At 58.4% G+C, this 16,717-nt stretch carries 8 protein-coding genes and 2 pseudogenes; 5 read left to right on the top strand and 5 right to left on the bottom strand.

All coding sequences use genetic code 11. The features are described from left to right. Positions 1-808: 808 nt before the first annotated feature. Positions 809-904, top strand: a pseudogene (locus tag LB577_RS20035) (DUF4102 domain-containing protein); the annotation flags it as partial. A gap of 418 nt (positions 905-1,322) precedes the next feature. Here LB577_RS20035 and LB577_RS20030 read toward each other — a convergent pair. Beyond that, on the bottom strand, positions 1,323-2,399 hold the full coding sequence (locus LB577_RS20030) for a RelA/SpoT domain-containing protein (protein WP_224688016.1): 1,077 nt from the start codon (positions 2,397-2,399) through the stop codon (positions 1,323-1,325). 375 nt (positions 2,400-2,774) lie between these two features. Here LB577_RS20030 and LB577_RS20025 point away from each other — a divergent pair, with 375 nt between their 5' ends. After that, complete coding sequence (locus LB577_RS20025; RefSeq protein ID WP_023776679.1) at positions 2,775-3,842, top strand: cyclic nucleotide-gated potassium channel; 1,068 nt, start codon at positions 2,775-2,777, stop codon at positions 3,840-3,842. Between the two features lie 232 nt (positions 3,843-4,074). On the opposite strand, the gene LB577_RS20020 is transcribed toward LB577_RS20025, so the two are convergent. Next, positions 4,075-4,428, bottom strand: a complete 354-nt coding sequence (locus tag LB577_RS20020) for an antitoxin Xre/MbcA/ParS toxin-binding domain-containing protein (protein ID WP_224688015.1) — start codon at positions 4,426-4,428, stop codon at positions 4,075-4,077. Between the two features lie 198 nt (positions 4,429-4,626). On the opposite strand from LB577_RS20020, the gene LB577_RS20015 reads away from it, so the two are divergent. Continuing rightward, positions 4,627-5,775: a porin gene (locus LB577_RS20015; protein ID WP_224688014.1), complete on the top strand. Its 1,149-nt coding sequence runs from the start codon at positions 4,627-4,629 to the stop codon at positions 5,773-5,775. A gap of 346 nt (positions 5,776-6,121) precedes the next feature. On the opposite strand, the gene LB577_RS20010 is transcribed toward LB577_RS20015, so the two are convergent. From LB577_RS20010 to LB577_RS20000, 3 genes are all read right to left on the bottom strand, one after another. Continuing rightward, complete coding sequence (locus LB577_RS20010; RefSeq protein ID WP_224688013.1) at positions 6,122-7,786, bottom strand: tetratricopeptide repeat-containing sulfotransferase family protein; 1,665 nt, start codon at positions 7,784-7,786, stop codon at positions 6,122-6,124. A 407-nt stretch (positions 7,787-8,193) separates the two neighbouring features. Then, positions 8,194-10,575, bottom strand: a complete 2,382-nt coding sequence (locus LB577_RS20005) for a mechanosensitive ion channel family protein (protein ID WP_224688012.1) — start codon at positions 10,573-10,575, stop codon at positions 8,194-8,196. A gap of 269 nt (positions 10,576-10,844) precedes the next feature. Continuing rightward, positions 10,845-13,757 carry a glycosyltransferase gene (locus LB577_RS20000; protein ID WP_224688011.1) on the bottom strand — a complete coding sequence of 971 codons (2,913 nt, stop codon included), beginning with the start codon at positions 13,755-13,757 and terminating at the stop codon, positions 10,845-10,847. 726 nt (positions 13,758-14,483) lie between these two features. Between LB577_RS20000 and LB577_RS19995 the strand changes: the two genes are divergently transcribed. Next, entirely contained in the window at positions 14,484-15,149 is a 666-nt protein-coding gene (locus LB577_RS19995; protein WP_031249829.1) for a hypothetical protein, read from the top strand. 6 nt (positions 15,150-15,155) lie between these two features. Next, positions 15,156-16,717 (top strand): annotated as a pseudogene (locus tag LB577_RS19990) (OmpA family protein); the annotation flags it as partial.

The following is a 16,717-nucleotide window of genomic DNA, read 5'->3' as shown; positions in this document are numbered from 1 at the left end:
TCACCTATGAACGCGTCCGCGACCTGCCGCTTGCCTGTGACAGCGCTGATAAGGCGCACCCAGGACAAATTCCCGTTGACCACCAGCGCGCCTTAGGCGAAGGGTTTCGGCGCCGACATGCCAGGCGACGGCTTACGACCGGATGACGACGGAACATCCCGACCTGGGGCTGATCCGCGTCTACTGGCCGCATGAGTTGCCACAGGATCAGGGCTCGCTACCGTCCAATGAGCTGTTACGGCCCTACGGACCGACATGCTATTGCACGCCGGCAGTTTTGCCGAACTCTAGAGCATTCAAAGCCTGGAGGGCCTGGATGGTGGCCCTCCTGTGGAATGCCGACTTGGCGTACCTAGTCCTGATTTCTGGATGGTCACCAGCCCTGTAGGGCTCACAGGACGCTTCGCGCCGAAGTTACCGGTCGGCTTGCGCTCCGCAGACGGCTTCTGGCCACCCTCTCGTACTCCGTCGGGCCAACAAAGGCCGAAGGAGAAGTATCATGGTCATTCGCAGAATGATCCCAAAAGGCAACGCCGCGCTTTGATGCAGGCACATGCCTATCTCGGGTACACGGATCCGCCAGATGACCTGCGCGCACAGTCGCTTGGGCGCCGCAAAGCGGTGACGGAAACGATGCAGTCAAAAGTATGCATTCCGCGATAGCGACTACATTGTTGCAGTCTTTTCAACAGCGTACGAATAAGACGGTATATGAGACGGTATTGTGGATTTGTCCGGCAGAAAAAGATACTCATATCAACAGGTTACGGTATCTGTTTATCATCGAGTGGGAATGATTCAGACCCACTCAAACGCCGCCGAGAAGCAGCGCGAGAAGCGCCGCCTGAAAGAGGCTAAGAGTTTTGGCGAGTTCGGAGAGAAGTGGCTCGCCGGCGCGCCGATGACCGTCGGGATCAGCCAGGTCTCGGGTGTACATGAACCCATGATCCTCAATTGGATTGATGTCGGCCGTGCCACCGTTAGCTGCAGCCGCCGCAGCCATCACATCAACGGCTTCACGGCCAGGGACAGCGCCAGCATTACCTCGCTAGACACGGGGAGGTGGAGCGTATTAGCGCGAGAACAATCGCCGAGCAAACTCGGAGCATGACCGGGAAAGCTTAGTCAGAAGAACAAGCGGTTCAGGAGGCCTTCGGTGAGCGAGAGGCTGATGAAACCGGCAAAGGATTTCGAATTATACGGCGTATTCCCGTCGAGGAAGGCCAATGGTCCGGCTACTTCATATGGAAGAAGCGACCGCTTAGCCAACCGTAATCGGGCGTTCGTACGGCTTCGGATCTACCATCCGGTGCGGGATGCTCCTATTCGAGAGCCGCCTTTCCCGAGCAGATGGACTTCAGACTACCGGCGAACAATGAAACGCCCCCGAAGTAATTCTGGTACATTTCAACAAGCTTTTCGACCTTGTCCACTTCGACCAAGACAGCCGTCCAATCAAGTCCCCTCAGTGCGATTTTCGCCTCAAGATCCTTTAATTTCAGCGCCCCCAGCAGAATAGTTCGAAAAGATTCGATGGTAACGTTACGATCCGTACTATATTGTATTAGATGGTGTCGAGCAGTTCCTATTGATTGTACGATGCTCCCTGAGTGGCTACAAATATTCGCGATGTACTCTAGCATAGTTGTCGCGCCTATACGCCTGTCGATATCTCGCAATTCCCGCACTCGGTCATCGTGATCCGGAACACCGACAGGAATGGGACACTGCTCAACCTGTGCGAATTCCGCCGACATGAGCTGGAAAAGGCGTAGCCAATCCGGCTCGCCGTTTCCGTGCTTTAAATCCTGGCGCCGGAACAGTCCGACGGCCTCAACTGCAGTTGCCCATGAGTGCTGAAGTGTGGTCCGAACTTGCAGTTCGATGCGTCGTCCCTGGAACGCTTCAGTCTCGGCAGTTCTGGGTCGGTACTGCAGAACAATATGGTGACTTCGATAGCCGTCCGGCTTCGGCTCATCGATATAGTTGAATTCCCGAGAGCGGATCTCATGGGGGAACTTGTCTCGCATCGATGCGAGAAGCAAGCGGACGCTATAGATGTCGGGCATGATCGCTCGGCAGCCGCCGATGTCGTTCATGGTGTCCAAATTGGTGGTGGACTCTCGAAGCTTTCGACAAATGGATGCCAGACGCTTCGGACGCGATGCCATGTCTCCCTTTGATCGCAGGGCTTTCATGTGGTGACCGACAGAGAACCGAACGCTCCGCATCGGCAGAAAGTGCGAGTCGCGCCAGTTATTGGCGATTGAGAAGATCCGCATCGTGTCCACGTATTGGCCGGCGGTGGTGTCTTGTCCGAACTGCATAGGTTTTGCCAGCCGGTCGCCTGCCTTGCGAACGGCTTGCATGCTGTATTTGAGGCGCGGGTACTCAGTCATTGAACCACAAAGTCAAGGTAGGCCGACGAACTGGGCGGGACGACCGCAAGAGAATCGGATCTCATGGATCGTACCGCTTTGATACCTCGAGTGCGCCCACAGCGGCTGGATCGAAGCCACGAGACCTCGACAGTGCCTCCTTGAGTTGCCTCAGCGGTGACTCACCCGCCCTGGTAACTTGAGCGCATGCAACGTCGCAACCATCCAGTTGCCGTCGCGTACTAACAGCGCCTCTCGAGTGATGTGGCGCACCTGGCCTTTCGGTCCCGACACGGAGTTTCACCTTGTGATGAACATCCAGCGAAAGTAGCCACCTTTGCGCTTGCCTTGAAGGCATCCTATTCTGGAGGAATAGCATCCGCTCATGGGCATAGAATGTCGGTACTGCCTTTCTTGAGAATTTACGCTCCGCTAAACGCGGTGCTGGCTGCGCCTGGGCTGCTGGCGGTGGCTGCGCTCACCATGCCGGGCCTATCGGGACGAAGCAGGCTGGCTCTGGCTGCCGTGCTGGCGGTCGTTTGGGGCGCTTATTTCCTGCAGATGGCCGAGACGCTGCTCAAGCGCTGGGCGGGAGACCTTCGGGATAGAACGCCGGCAATCGCCATCGATATGATCGCGGTTTTGGTTCCATTCGCTGCATTTCTGCTCGAAGGCACGCCCGACCGGAGCCTCTACTGTGCTGTCTGGCTGCTCAAGCCGCTGCGCGACTCGACTTTCTTCCCGGTACTGGGCAGGGTGCTGGCCAACGAAGCGCGCAACCTGATCGGCGTCACTACGCTTTTCGGCGTCGTTCTGTTCGGTGTCGCGCTCGCGGCCTATGTCATCGAGCGCGACATCCAACCTGAAAAATTCGGCAGCATCCCTCAGGCAATGTGGTGGGCGGTGGTCACGCTGTCCACCACAGGTTATGGCGACGCCATTCCGCAAAGTTTCGCCGGCCGCGTCCTTGCTGGGGCGGTCATGATGTGTGGCATCGGCGTCTTTGCGCTGTGGGCCGGCATTCTTGCCTCCGGCTTCTATCAAGAAATCCGTCGCGAGGATTTCGTCCGCAATTGGCAATTGGTCGCCTCCGTGCCGTTGTTTCAGAAGCTCGGCCCGGCAGCGCTGGTCGAGATCGTTCGTGCGTTGAGGCCTCGTAGTTTGCCGGCCGGCGCCGTGATCTGCCGAAGGGGCGAGACCGGGGATCGGATGTTCTTTGTTGTGGAGGGGCGGGTGAGCGTCGTGATGCCGAACCCAGTGGAGCTTGGCCCTGGCGCCTTCTTCGGCGAGATGGCGCTGATGAGCGGCGAACCGCGTACGGCGACCGTCAGCGCCGCCACGGCGGTCTCACTCCTGTCGCTGCACGCGGCGGATTTCCAGATGTTATGCAGCAGTAGCCCGGAAATCGCAGAAATAATCCGCAAGACCGCGCGCGAGCGGCACGGCACGGCACCGACGGCTTGACCGTACCAAGGTGACCGTCAGGAGGAGGGCGCGATGGCAAGGGCTGCCCCTGTCGAGAATGGCTGGCGAATTATATAGGAGGCTCTTGACGGGACGTGGAAGGTCCCAGAGGCGCAGCCGCCGAGTCCGCTGCGGTGGGCAGCCAGTGAGACGACGGGCCGCGACCACCCGCTCGGGATCATGTCGCGTTGTGCAAGGTTCTCAACTGAACGACCGCCACCAAATGCGGGGGCTAAACATCAGGAGCATGCTCCACGGCCAGACGCGCGGCAGCAACAACATGCGCGAGCGTCCCAGTTAGCAGAGTATCTATCGGCGAGTTCCCGCCAAGCTTGTCCGTCGGCGTCATCAACCATTTCCAGGCAAGCCGATGATCGCCAAACATGGCGATCAAAATAAGATGGCGCCGGAAATCGCGGGTTTCCCCAGCTGCGGCAGTTCTGCGGCAAATCCCAGGCTGGCGTGTCCAGGCCTTGCCATGATTCCGTCGGCCGATTGCCGGATTCGGCTGGAAACAAACGGTTGCGGCGGGCATGAAGGTTAACGAGAGCTTTCCAAGTGAGGCCAAATCGTGACGTTTCTGCAACACAGGTCGTGGATAGCGGCCGAACTATCCCTGCGCCGGTACGATCGTGGTTGAACGCCGCCGGCTCATGGGTAATGTCGAATTCGAAGGAGCGGCGCGGTGCGCATCTTTTTCGGTAGTGGGGATGGGGCAGGGAACGCTGTCCTTCAGCAAAGAATACCCAGACCCGTTTTTTAACTTTTGACTGGAGGTCAGAAAATGAACATCAAGAGCCTTCTCCTCGGCTCCGCTGCGGCTCTGCTCGCAGTTTCCGGTGCGCGCGCCGCCGACGCCGTCGTCGTCGCCGAGCCGGAACCCGCTGAATACGTCAAGATTTGCGACATCTACGGCGCTGGCTACTTCTACATCCCCGGCACCGAAACCTGCCTGCGCATCGGCGGCTACATCCGTTACGACATCGGCGTCGGCGACGTGGGTTCGTTCGACGGTGCGACAAGCGCCGATCACGAGGACCGCAGCAGCAACGACACCTTCTACAAGCATGCCCGTTTCTCGCTGAAGACCTGGACCGGTCAGGAAACCGAACTCGGCACCTTGAAGACCTATACCGAGACCCGCTTCAACTTCCAGAATAACAACCGTGACTCAGGCAGGTTTGGCTCGCTCAATACTGCTGGCAACGGAGACACCGTCTCGCTGAACTTCGCCTGGATCCAGCTCGGTGGTCTCCGCGTTGGTAAGGACGAATCGGCCTTCGATACGTTCATCGGCTACGCCGGCAACGTCATCCAGGATACTCTGGTTCCTTATGGCGGTTTCGACACCAACGTCGTGCAGTACTACTTCGACGCTGGCAACGGCTTCTCGGCTGTGGTCTCTCTCGAAGAAGGCTCGGGCACCGACACGATCGACAGCTATGTTCCGCATGTCGTCGGTGGCGTGAAGTGGACGCAGGGCTGGGGCGCGGTTACTGGCGTCATCGCTTACGACAGCAACTATGAAGAAGTCTCCGGCAAGGTCCGTTTGGACGTCAACGTCAACGACGCTCTGTCGCTGTTCGTCATGGGCGGCTACGGCTCCGACGACAACCTCACCGACGGCACCTGGGCGTTCCCGGCTGGCGGTCGCGGCTTCTACAAGCCGTGGAGCGGCAATTGGGCAGTCTGGGGCGGCGGCACCTACAAGTTCAACGAAAAGACCTCGTTCAACCTCCAGGCGTCGTATGACGAAGGCAAGAACATCGGCATCGCCGCGAACGTTGCCTATGACATTGTTCCCGGCCTCACGATCACCGCCGAAGTCGACTACTCGCGTCTTGGCGATGACTCCGTGTCGAACTGGACCGGTATTTCTCCTGGCCATGACGACGCAATCGGCGGCATGCTTCGCTTCCAGCGCTCGTTCTAAAAGGCGCTGCCTGATTGAAATCGAAAACCCGGCGGGCAACCGCCGGGTTTTTTCATGCTGTCTGTATGGAACTTCGGACAGCCGATGGCATGGACGCCCGCCTGCTGCCACGCTTGCAGCCGTGGAAGAACAATCCTCGCAGCGAAAGGAAAGAAGGAAGCCAAAACTGTTTGGCAACCGACGCGCGAAACGGCGGAGGCTCTGTGGCCGGGATACGCCGGCGGACAGGTCAAGGAACGCGGCGTTAAGCCCGAGGAAACCCTATTAGACTGATCTAGTGGCGGAAAAGGGTATGCCGGCGGGATTGGGTGCAACCTAAGCTGCGCGCAGCATCAGGCACTACCGGTCAAACCTCAGCAAGATCGCCCAAGGCCTCGATCAACGGCTGAATCTCGCTTTCGTAATTCTTCCAACGCTTGACGGACGACGTATAGATCGGCTGCCGGACCTGCCAATTGCTGTAGGTATTTACTGAGCCGCCCCTGTCAAAAAAGCGCAGGCAGGCATCGTCCCACGGCAATCCGAGATAATCTATGAGCCGGCGTGACTGCTCCTCCTGATTTTCGATCAACGTCTCGTAGCGATTTTCGAAAATACGACCCGGGAAAACCTTGTCCCAATGCCGCATCAAGCGATCATACTCCCTGTAGTAAAGCCCCAGCGTCTCAAGATCGGCACTGTAGCTGTGAGCTTTATTGAACTGCAGGACGAAACAGGAGATGCAATTGTCGATGGCGTCGCGACGACAATGAATGATCCGCGCTTTGGGGAAAAGAAGGCCAACCAGGCCAATCAGCTCGAAATTATGAGGCATCTTGTCAATAATTCGCAGTGAGTCGGGAGCCCGCTCGCGCAGATAAGCAAGGTGCTCTTCGGCCAAAGCCCTGGTCAGATTGGGAGTAATCATCGCGATCGATTGGCCGAGGTTCACGTTGGAGCGGTCTGCGACACCGAGTCCATTGGCTGTTCGCCTAAGTTTGCTGAGTTCGCCGGCGCCATGAACATTGGAGTGGCTGGCACAGATCTGCTCTGTCAATGTAGTGCCCGAACGAGGCATGCCAACGACGAATACAGGCGCCTCCGAGGGATTGCCGAACGCGGCTCTTGAAGTCACCAGTTCCGGCGTGAAGGTTGCGATCATGCCATCGACCCAGCGACGGTACGATTGCAGATCGAATGTGTGGCCCCCAGCTTGATTCCCCTTCTTGAAGTGATCCATCGCCTCCTTATAGCGACGGAGGTCGTTGAGAAGCTTTCCTGCGGCGTGATGGAGCGCTGCCGCTCCCTCCGGCCCATGGCCCGGGTCTTGAAGCTCCGTCAGGATTGCCGCGAGCTCCGGCGGCTCTTCAGCGAATTTGCGCGTGCGTACGAGCGCATTGTGGGCAGCCGGTACCTCGATGCGCCGTTCTATTGCCTCTTTCAGATGAACCGCGGCTTCGTCCATACGGCCGAGGCTTGCGAGCGCGCGGGGCAGCCCCAATCGGGCTACGGGATGATTTCGGTCAATCCTGAGCGCCTTCTCAAAGAGCGGCAGCGCCATCTCCCCCTTGTCAAACGCATTGTAGGCATCGCCCAAGGCGCAAAGCGCCTCCACCAGATCCGGCTTCAACTCAAGGGCGTACTGAAAGTGCTTGATCGCCGGCGTAAATTCGCTGACCTTCAAATAGGTCTCGCCGAGGCTTAGATGGTAATAAGGATTCTGCGGATCCTCTGCCACCGCCCGAGCGAAATATCGCAGTGACTTTTCGTCATCGAAATCGAGCCCGAGCGTTCCCAGGATATACAGGGCCAGCGGATGGTTGGGCGTGCGAGCCAGGACCCTGTGGCACAGTTCTTCAGCCTCGGATAGACGTTCGGCCTGCTGCCACTCGAGCGCCTGCCGTAAGAGCAAGTCGTCGGCGTGGCTGCGGTGGGACCGCGCTTTGGATGACGCAGCCTTCGGTGATGCCGACTTCGGCGACGGTGGGGTCCTGAGGTGCTTTGCCCATGCGGGCGGCAATCGGTTGCTCATCCTGTTTGGCTAACAAAAGGGGCTTGGAGAATCCAGCCTCAATAGCCGTTTTGCGCAGAGCGCTGGCGTCGCCCCACGATTTCCCCATTCTTCTGGATCGAGTCTTATCGGATTTCCGTTCCGCGCTATGCGGTAGTAATCTAGCCCCCTGCGCACTGCCAAGACTATACGGTGATCACAAGTTTTGGCGCGTCACAATCCATTCGTGGGATGCCATATAAGCGAGCACCTGCAAACCTCGTCGCGATGTCTCGGCCGGGTCACGGCGCTCCGTCGACCGAACTCGTGTACGCCATGACGTCGGCTCGCGCACCACTGTGGAGACAGTGTTGCCGGCGGCGAGGCGCGCACGAACCTTGCCGCTTAGTGGGGATCTCCGACGTCGATTCGTTGACGGGCGCTCTTTCCTATTCCGTCGTGCTGGCTTTTTTTCTGCGACGAATGGTGTGCGATTGCGCTGCGGCCATTTTTAACACGGGTGTGATGTCCACCGGCGCATTCTCTGCCCCGTGTGGATTCTGTAGCCCCTGCACCTGGACGGTCGGGAATGGGAGTTCGATGCCCTGCTCCTTGAACACCTGGCGAAGGCGTACATAGAATTTGCGTTTCATACCGAAGGCGCCTCCCGGCCTCGTTGTGGCCTTGACCCTCAATACGATGCCGTACTCGCCGAACTCCTGTACGCCCTGCATTTTGATCGGGTCGAGCACCCAGTGTTTGAACTCGGGATCTTCCGCCAATTCGAGGCCGATCCGCTTGATCAGCTTGCGAGCGAAGTCGATATCGGTGTCATAGCCAACGGTGATGTTAAATTTGTCGATAACCCAGTCACGGCTCTGGTTCTGGACGGCCCCGAGTTCCCCAAAAGGTATGGTGAACAGTGGACCACGATGATGACGCAGCTTCACCGAACGCAGCGAAAAGCTCTCCACGGTACCCTTGTAATTGCCCGAGGAGATATATTCGCCGACACGAAACGCATCGTCGAGCAAGAAAAACACGCCCGAAATGATGTCCTTGACGATGGTTTGTGCCCCAAAGCCCACCGCGACGCCGACAACGCCAGCGCCAGCGATCAGCGGGCCGATTTGGATACCCAGCGAGGCGAGCATCATAAGCACCGCCATCACGATGATCGATGCGAGCAGAATGTTCTGAAGGATCGGCAACAGCGTGTGCAGCCGCGCCTGCTGCGGATCGAGCATAGGGACCTCTTCGTCGCTGATCACAGGGTGTGGTGTTTCGATGCCCAGCTTTCGTTCGATCAAGGCTTTGATGATCGACCAGCCGAAATCGGCCGCGAGGGCAATGACCACAACATTAATCAGGCCGCGCAATATGAAGGTCGTCGTATCGCTGTCGCGCATGGATTGCATGTCCAGACCCCAGACACGCGCGAGAAAGTAAGCCGCCGCCAGGATAAAAATCATTCGGATCCCGCGATCGATGACTGCGATCGCCACCGCCGGGATCGTAGGCCGGCCGAGATCTTCCGAACCTGGCCGCAGGACGAAATTAACTCCGCGCTGCGTCATCACGATCGCCAACGGCAGGAAGAATGCGGCGAAGGTGAACCAGAACATTACATAAAGCCCGGCGATGCGCTGCAGGAACAGGACGACCAAATAAGCCGTCAATAGCCATGTCGCTTCCGTGTGAACGCTGTGGCGCGCACCGTCTCGTTGCGTTCTTGGCCGACGCCAGATGGCCAGCAGCAAAAGCAATAAAAGCACGAAATCGGCGCCAAGCGACAGGACCATCATTCCGTCCCGATCGATGCCGAGACCTGGCAAGAGGATGAACGCGGCGGCGAAGAAGGCGAAGACGCCAACGATTCGAGGTAGCCAATAGGACCAATGGTCAGCCACTTCATTGGTGATCGGCAAAGCGCGAACCTCGACCGCGTTCTCGACGTTCATGAAGGAAGGGACCAGCATGGCGGTGACGTACATGCGCACACCCCATGTAATGACTGCCGCCATCAGAAATGTCAGTACAATCTCGCGGATAAGCATTGGCCAGTCGAACAGCATGAACGCGCCAGCGCTGCCCAGTGCGAACGAGACGATCAGCATGCTGGAATAAAGTGTGCGACCGCCGATTTTCTTGGCCCGCCCAACGGGCGTACCCTTCGGTTGCGCGATGATCCAGAGACGAAATGGACGGGTCAACTTGTACGTTGCCCAAGTAAGCGCCAGGCCGGCAGCGATGAACATCGCAATCAGCAAGAGTACGCCGGCAGATCCCTTGCTGGACATATCCTCCATCGTCTCTGCCCGAACGCGCGCGAACTGACTTGGCAGCAGGGGCAAAGTGTGCACGATTATTCCGATATGATGCCTGATCATATCGAGCGTCGAGGATGCCATCGTATTCATCTGGCCTGGTGCGGTCGCTGCGCCGGACGGTGCGTCGGCCGGGGAAGCTCTTGTCTCCGCAGGCGCTCTCGTTGACCCAGCATTTCGCTGTTCGGCCACCCAGGCCTTCACTGACGCATCGTCGAGCAGCTCGAATAGCTGCTTGACCCTTTCAGGCGGGACGGTTGCCGGCGCCTGCGCCTGCGCTGGACCAGCCAATAAAAGGGTGATTCCAAAGATGAGCGGCCTGGAAACCAGGACGAACATCGCGCCAAAGTGTCGGCGAGATTGTCCCGGGCGCGCCAGGTTCCTGGCTCCCAATCGTCGAGTGATGAGACGCATCATGCTGTTAACCTTCCGGTCAAATCGGCAAGCAACAACATCTATGCCCGCCATTGCTCCTACGTTGAAGAAGGGGATGTTGCGGCGCAAGACGCCATCGTTCAAGCTAGACCATTGCGTAGGGTCTGGTCGCGCAAATCAGTGATGTGATCCGCAATTCAGGACGCTGGGCCTCACCGGGGCTTCTGGTAGAGCAGAACGTATGCCGCGTTGAGCATCGCCGACCCCATGGCAGCCAAAAGCGTGACCGTGTGCGTCTATTCCCACCAGCGCGATAGACAGTCGCATCGCCCTCTACACCTGGCGTCTGTCGATCTTGCGCATTGTGAGCGGAAATATGACATGAACAAAGTTCACGCTCAATTGAGAACGGCCTCGACGGTGGCAACAAAGTCATCGAGCGAGCGATCCCCGCGAATCTCGATGCGCGGAAGGTCGATGGGATCGCTATTAAGGTCCGCCGGCCCGTGTCTGGCGCCGAAGCCGATCCGATAGCCGGACTCCTTGGCCAGCCTGCCGAGCCGTCGATCGGTGACAGAGAAGGGTGCCGCGAAGGCCGTGGTTGGCCGGCCGGTCCACCGTTCGACGAACATACGAGACCGCAGCAGCTCGGCGGCCAATTCAGAGCTCGACAGACCATCGATGGCGCGATGCGTCGCCAGATGGCTTCCGAAGAACGCACCTTCGGCGGCGAGACGTCGCACCGTTCCCGCATCCATAAGCGGTGTCGGCGGACCGCTGAGAGCGTCCCACTTTGCACTTTCACCCACCAAGTCCGTGACCAGGAACACTTCCGCGGTCAGGTCGTGCGCACGCAAAATCGGCCAGGCATGGTCGGCAAAGTTCTGGAATCCGTCATCGAAGGTGATGAGCACCGGGCGGCCAGCGAAGGGCTCATGGTTGGCGATGGACCATTCCAGTTGCTCGGACATGATCGCGTGAAAGCCATTTGCGCGCAGCCATGCCATCTGGCTTGCGAATGCAGCGGGCGTGAGCCGGAAACGGGCGAGCGCGGCCGGACCTTCATCGGCGACGCTGTGATACATGAGGACAGGGATACGTTGCCGCCGCTCGCTATGAACGACGTCGCGGCGCAAGACCCGCGCCCCGCCCCAGACGATATTGCGCGCGACCCCGATACCGATGGGTGCACGGACCGGCACATGATCAATCACCGGCTCCGTCGCCATGTGGTCCGGCGACAGGCGGCGGAAGCGATCTATGCGATAGAGTTCGGTCTGGATCGATTGCGCAAGGACGAGGCCTTCGGTCTCTGACAGGGTTTTCGAGATCGTTTGGGCACCGAATGTGTTCCAGTCGAAGCCCGTCCTTTCAATATTGTCGCGTAGCACGAATGCGTGTGCGTTGATGAAACTCCCGCCGGGCGCCAGTGCCTCAACGAATTTTTTGGCGATGCGCCGCAACCCGGCGAGATCATCGAGGTAGTAGAGCACTTCCGAACAGACGATCAGATCCATCTCACTGGGCAGCGTGTCCGCAAAAAAATCCAGTACGCCGAACTCGACATTCGGTTGGTCGATGCAGCGCGCGCGCGCCCGCTCGATGGCTACGGCGGAAATGTCGGTGGCAGTCAAATGGCCCACTCGGGGCGCCAATTGGCGCGTGAAATGGCCTTCCGCACAGGCCAGCTCAAGCGCCCGTCCGATGGGACCTGCCGGCAGAATTTCGAGCTGCCGCTCATATTTTTCCTGTTCGTAGGGCGAGCTGTAGTTCCAGGGATCCTCTGTCGCGAAATACCGGTTCCAGAACGACGTACGATCCTTGTTGTGGCCACTCGACGCCGGTGCACGGCGCGGCGCCGGATGCGGCTGCGTTGCTTCGGCGCTTGACCGAACGAGTTCCCGCGCTTCCGACATCAATTGCGCGAGTTTGCCGAAGTGGCTGTCCGGATCAGGCTGCTGTTCCGCTGTGGTCGACAGTGCCTCGGCTGCCAGCGTGCTTGATGTGTCGGCACCGTCGTCCTTTTGTGGTAGGAAATTCAGGATCAGTTCAATCCAATGGCGCCTTGTCACTTTCCCGAGTACGCCGAACTGTACGATAGCCCCGATCTGCCCATCCATCATCAGGTAGGCATAGATTTGATCGATTCCTTCCGGAAGCTCGGTCGAGGTTGGATTTCGAGCGTCGACGCGAATTCCGAAGGTGCGCGCCAGCCTGCGAGGAGCGGCAAGATCGTCGGCATCGAGCAGCATCTGCTCGAGATGATACTGTAGGCGACGACCCGCAACCGGGTCGCCCCAGACCTTGCCGAGTTCGATGATCAACTCGGTGATGGCGCCGCCAAACATGTCCCAGCGGGCAGCCATATGGGCTGGCACCGATAGGCTACCTACCATCAGGCCGTCGAAGGACACCTGGGCGATCTCGCGCGCCCACTTACGCCTTGCCGGGAGCGCGCGCAGGGATTGCGGGTTGATCGAGCCGCCGCCGCTGCCGCAATCCGACGCAGCGTTCCACAGGGCGAACCACGCCAGTGCTTCGGAAGCGGTGCGGCCGCCCGCCGAGATCGCCCCATTGGCATGCGCCGGCGCTGGGTGCTTGACCCTGGGGTCGGTGGCAAAGCCGCGGGCGATAATGATTTCCGCGTCTGCCAGCGTCTGCCTCGAATTGCGGGTGAGCGCGTTGGGGCTGGTTCGATAGAAGGCGAGCGGCTCGTCGACCATCACCCAATTTTTGCCCAGACGCGCGACGCGCTGCCACAGATCCCAGCCCTCGCAGGTGGAAAGAGACACATCAAAACCGCCCAACTCCACAACTGTCGCGCGATCGACCAGCAGCGCGTGAGTGGCGATGGCACATCGGCGGGCGAACGTTTCGAAGGGCTGGCTTGCGACCTCGGGCGCGATGCTCGCCGGGGTGAGCGCTCCATCCGGCATGACGCGCCGCGAACCGCAATAAGCGGCCACTGCATCGGGAGCGGTTTTTAGTGCGGCCAGCATTTTCGTAAGGAAGCTGCCATCCACCCAGTCGTCGGCGTCCAGGAACATCAACCAGCGGCCACGCGCCGTCGAAAGCCCGTTGTTGCGTGCGCCGGCGGGGCTTTTCGCGCAAGAACTCAAGGTCCGAAATCGGGCATCCTGTTCCACATAAGCGGCGATGATCGCGGGGGTGCGGTCCGTGGAGGCGTCGTCGACGATGATCACCTCCCAATCCGTGGTTTCCTGATCGAGAAGGCAATCGAGTGCGCGCGTCAGCGTTACCTCCGCGTTGTGCGCAGGAACTACGATCGAGACCAATGGATTATACGCCACGTTGTCTCACCCGCGCCGGTTCGTAACAGGTAGAACAAGCTGCGTTGATCTTTGTCGGCGCAGGCCGGCACGATCGATGCCGATCCATTCGAGCCCAACGTCGACCATGACTATACCCAGTATCCGGCAGGTCTGCCTGTGAATGCCGGCATGCATTGCGCCGCTGTTTTGCTCGACATTGAACATCGGTACCACACCCTTGCGGTAGCATTATTGTGGATCATTGAGCTTTCGTTTTCTTCTGCAAGAGTTGGCGAATGTCGAAACCCGATACCGGCATCGGATGACAGCACTGCCCTGTCAAGATCGGGGCCAATTAGGGTAGCAAAAAAAGACCTGAAGACAGGCTTGAATGGCAAGCGCTCATGCCCAAGCCTTAGTGCTGCGCCTCCCGGCAACAAAAGATGGTCGCGGGCGAACACGCGAGGGCAAGCCGATCCTGATCGAACTGATCGGAACCGCAGTCGAGCGCCGCAGTTGCTGATGATGGGTCCAAGGCACTCGATCTCGATGCCGCAGTGCTCCACAACGGCCGCCAATTTGCGCACATGGTTCCGTAAAAGGGCCTGTTCGCTGGTAGATTGTCGAGCTCGATCAGCATGTCAAATTTACGCGTGAACCCGCTAAGGCGGAAAAGATTCCGGCTTGCGAGCCGGGTGTTTTGCTGACATCTTTACTAGTTGCTAAATTAGCACGGTGTTAGCTGTTTAAATGAAGGGTATACGGATGGCCAAGGAATCTTCGAGTACCGCTTCTCCGGCAAATAAAGCGGACGGAAATCTGACAAGTAATGCTGACGCAAACGGGCTCGCCTTCATGGCGGGCCAGGCTCGCGAGAGCGGGACCCCCGGCGACGCTGTAGGTGTCGACAAGATACGTGATCTGCTGTTCGGCAACCAGATGCAGGACTATGATCGCCGCTTTTCCAAGCTTGAAGAACGGGTCTTGCAGCGCTTCAAGGATGTCGAATCCGAGGCCAAGCGCAATCTTGAAATGTACGAGTCAAACGCGAAAAAGCAGGTCGACTCGCTTGCGGCGCAATTGCGGAACGAAAAAGACGCGCGAGCCGACGCCGACAAGGAGATTGACCGGAATCTTCGCGAGCAAAATCAAGCGCTTGAAAAGCAGGTGCGCGCGTTGTCGGATCAAGTGAACGAGCTTGAGCGCGAAATTGCCGACCGGATAAATCGAAACGATCATTTGCTGCGTGAGGAAATCAAGCAAAAGAATGAAGGCATTCAGATGCTGATGGAGAAAATGTTTTCCGATCTCGGCAACGTCAAGACCGACCGAAATCTTTTGGCCGGCCTGTTTGTCGAAGTTGCAAAATGTCTGAATCAGGATCCCGTCGGCAGCAAGAACAACTCGGACCGTAGCTGGAAAGTGAGTTGATCGGATTTGACGTCGACCGTCGACCCAATCAGCCTTCCGCAAAGAACAGCCTCGAACGATACAGAGATTGATCGCGAGGCTCTGGCCCGTCTTTTGATCGAAATTGCTCGGAACGTTGATCCGGACTACCGTGCGCGTCTCGGAGGAGTTCCAACCGCCGATCCTCGCATGGAAACGCTGCGCCAGTTGCTGGTCAGCCGCGAAATTTCAGAGCTTTCACGAGTTACGCATCTGCTCGACGAACCGGAGCAGCTTGCCGCGGCAGTGGGCGACGTGCTTCCCAATGCAGCCGCACGAGCGCCTCATGCGCAACTCGGTGAGGCGCTTGCGCCGGCTGTCGAAAGGGCTGTGCAACGGTCGATCCAGAAGAGCCCGCGCACGCTGACGGATATATTATACCCTGTGTTTCTTCCAGCAATTCGCAAGTCAATCGGGGAAAAGATCGACCAGACTTTTCAGTCGCTAAATGAAACCTTAAGACATATATTTACCTGGCATGGCCTCAAGTGGAGACTTGAATCTTGGAGAACTGGAGCCAGCTTTTCGGAAGTTGTGCTGAAGCATTCTCTTTTATATCGTGTTGAACATGTCTTTCTGATTAACCGCACTTCTGGGCTCTTGATAGCGCATGTAGCTGCCGACAATGCGACGAGCGAAGATCCTCAACTGATCTCTTCTATGCTGAGTGCAATCCAAGACTTTGTGAAGGACTCATTCAACGAGAAGGAGCAGAGCGGCCTGGACACTATTCGTTTTGGCGACCTTCGTCTCTGGTCAGAAGTAGGACCGTTCGCGACCCTGGTTTCGGTGATCCGAGGAAACCCCCCAGAAGGATTGCATGACATAGTTCGCGACGTGTTGCTCCGTGTCCATGAGGAATACTCGCAGGCTTTAATGGAGTTTGACGGCGACGGGTCGCAGTTGGCCGGCATAGAGGCGCAGTTGCAGGCCTGCGTCGAGCTGAAGCAGGAGGAATCAAACCAGGGATTTCCGTGGCTGGTGGTGGGCCTGGGCCTGCTGCTGTTGGTTTTGGCAGGCGGTTGGTTCTTTCTTTCATGGCAATCCGGGCAGCGCTGGCAGGCTTATGTGTCGCGACTGGAGAGCCAGCCGGGCATCCTCGTTGCCGAACAAAAGATACGCGATGGCCAATTCTATATTGCCGGCCTGAGAGACCCGCTTGCCGCCGACCCGCAAGCCCTGCTGTCGGGAACGCAGGTCGATCCCGGCAGGGTCCATTCGCAGTGGCAATTCTATCAGAGCCTTGAACCGGAGTTCGTGTTGAAGCGGCTGACGGCGTCGCTGGCTCCGCCGGAGTCAGTACGGCTTGCCATCGTCGATGGGCGCATCGTTGCCGAGGGTGAGGCTCCCGACACTTGGATAGATCGGGCGCGCGCCGCGGCCCGACAGCTTTCAGTAGGCGGACCGGAATTCGACATCTCCAAGGTTCGTGATGTAAGCCCCGAAGCACGCGCGGCAGAGCGCTGGCAAGCCTATGTGTCGCGACTGGAGAGCCAGCCGGGCATCCTCGTTGCCGAACAAAAGATACGCGATGGCCAATTCTATATTGC

The sequence above is a fragment of the Mesorhizobium sp. B283B1A genome (genome assembly GCF_020165735.1).
Classification (GTDB): Bacteria; Pseudomonadota; Alphaproteobacteria; order Rhizobiales; family Rhizobiaceae; genus Mesorhizobium; species Mesorhizobium opportunistum.
Note: the sequence above shows the minus strand (reverse complement) of the source record. Positions and strands in the feature narration are given on the sequence as shown.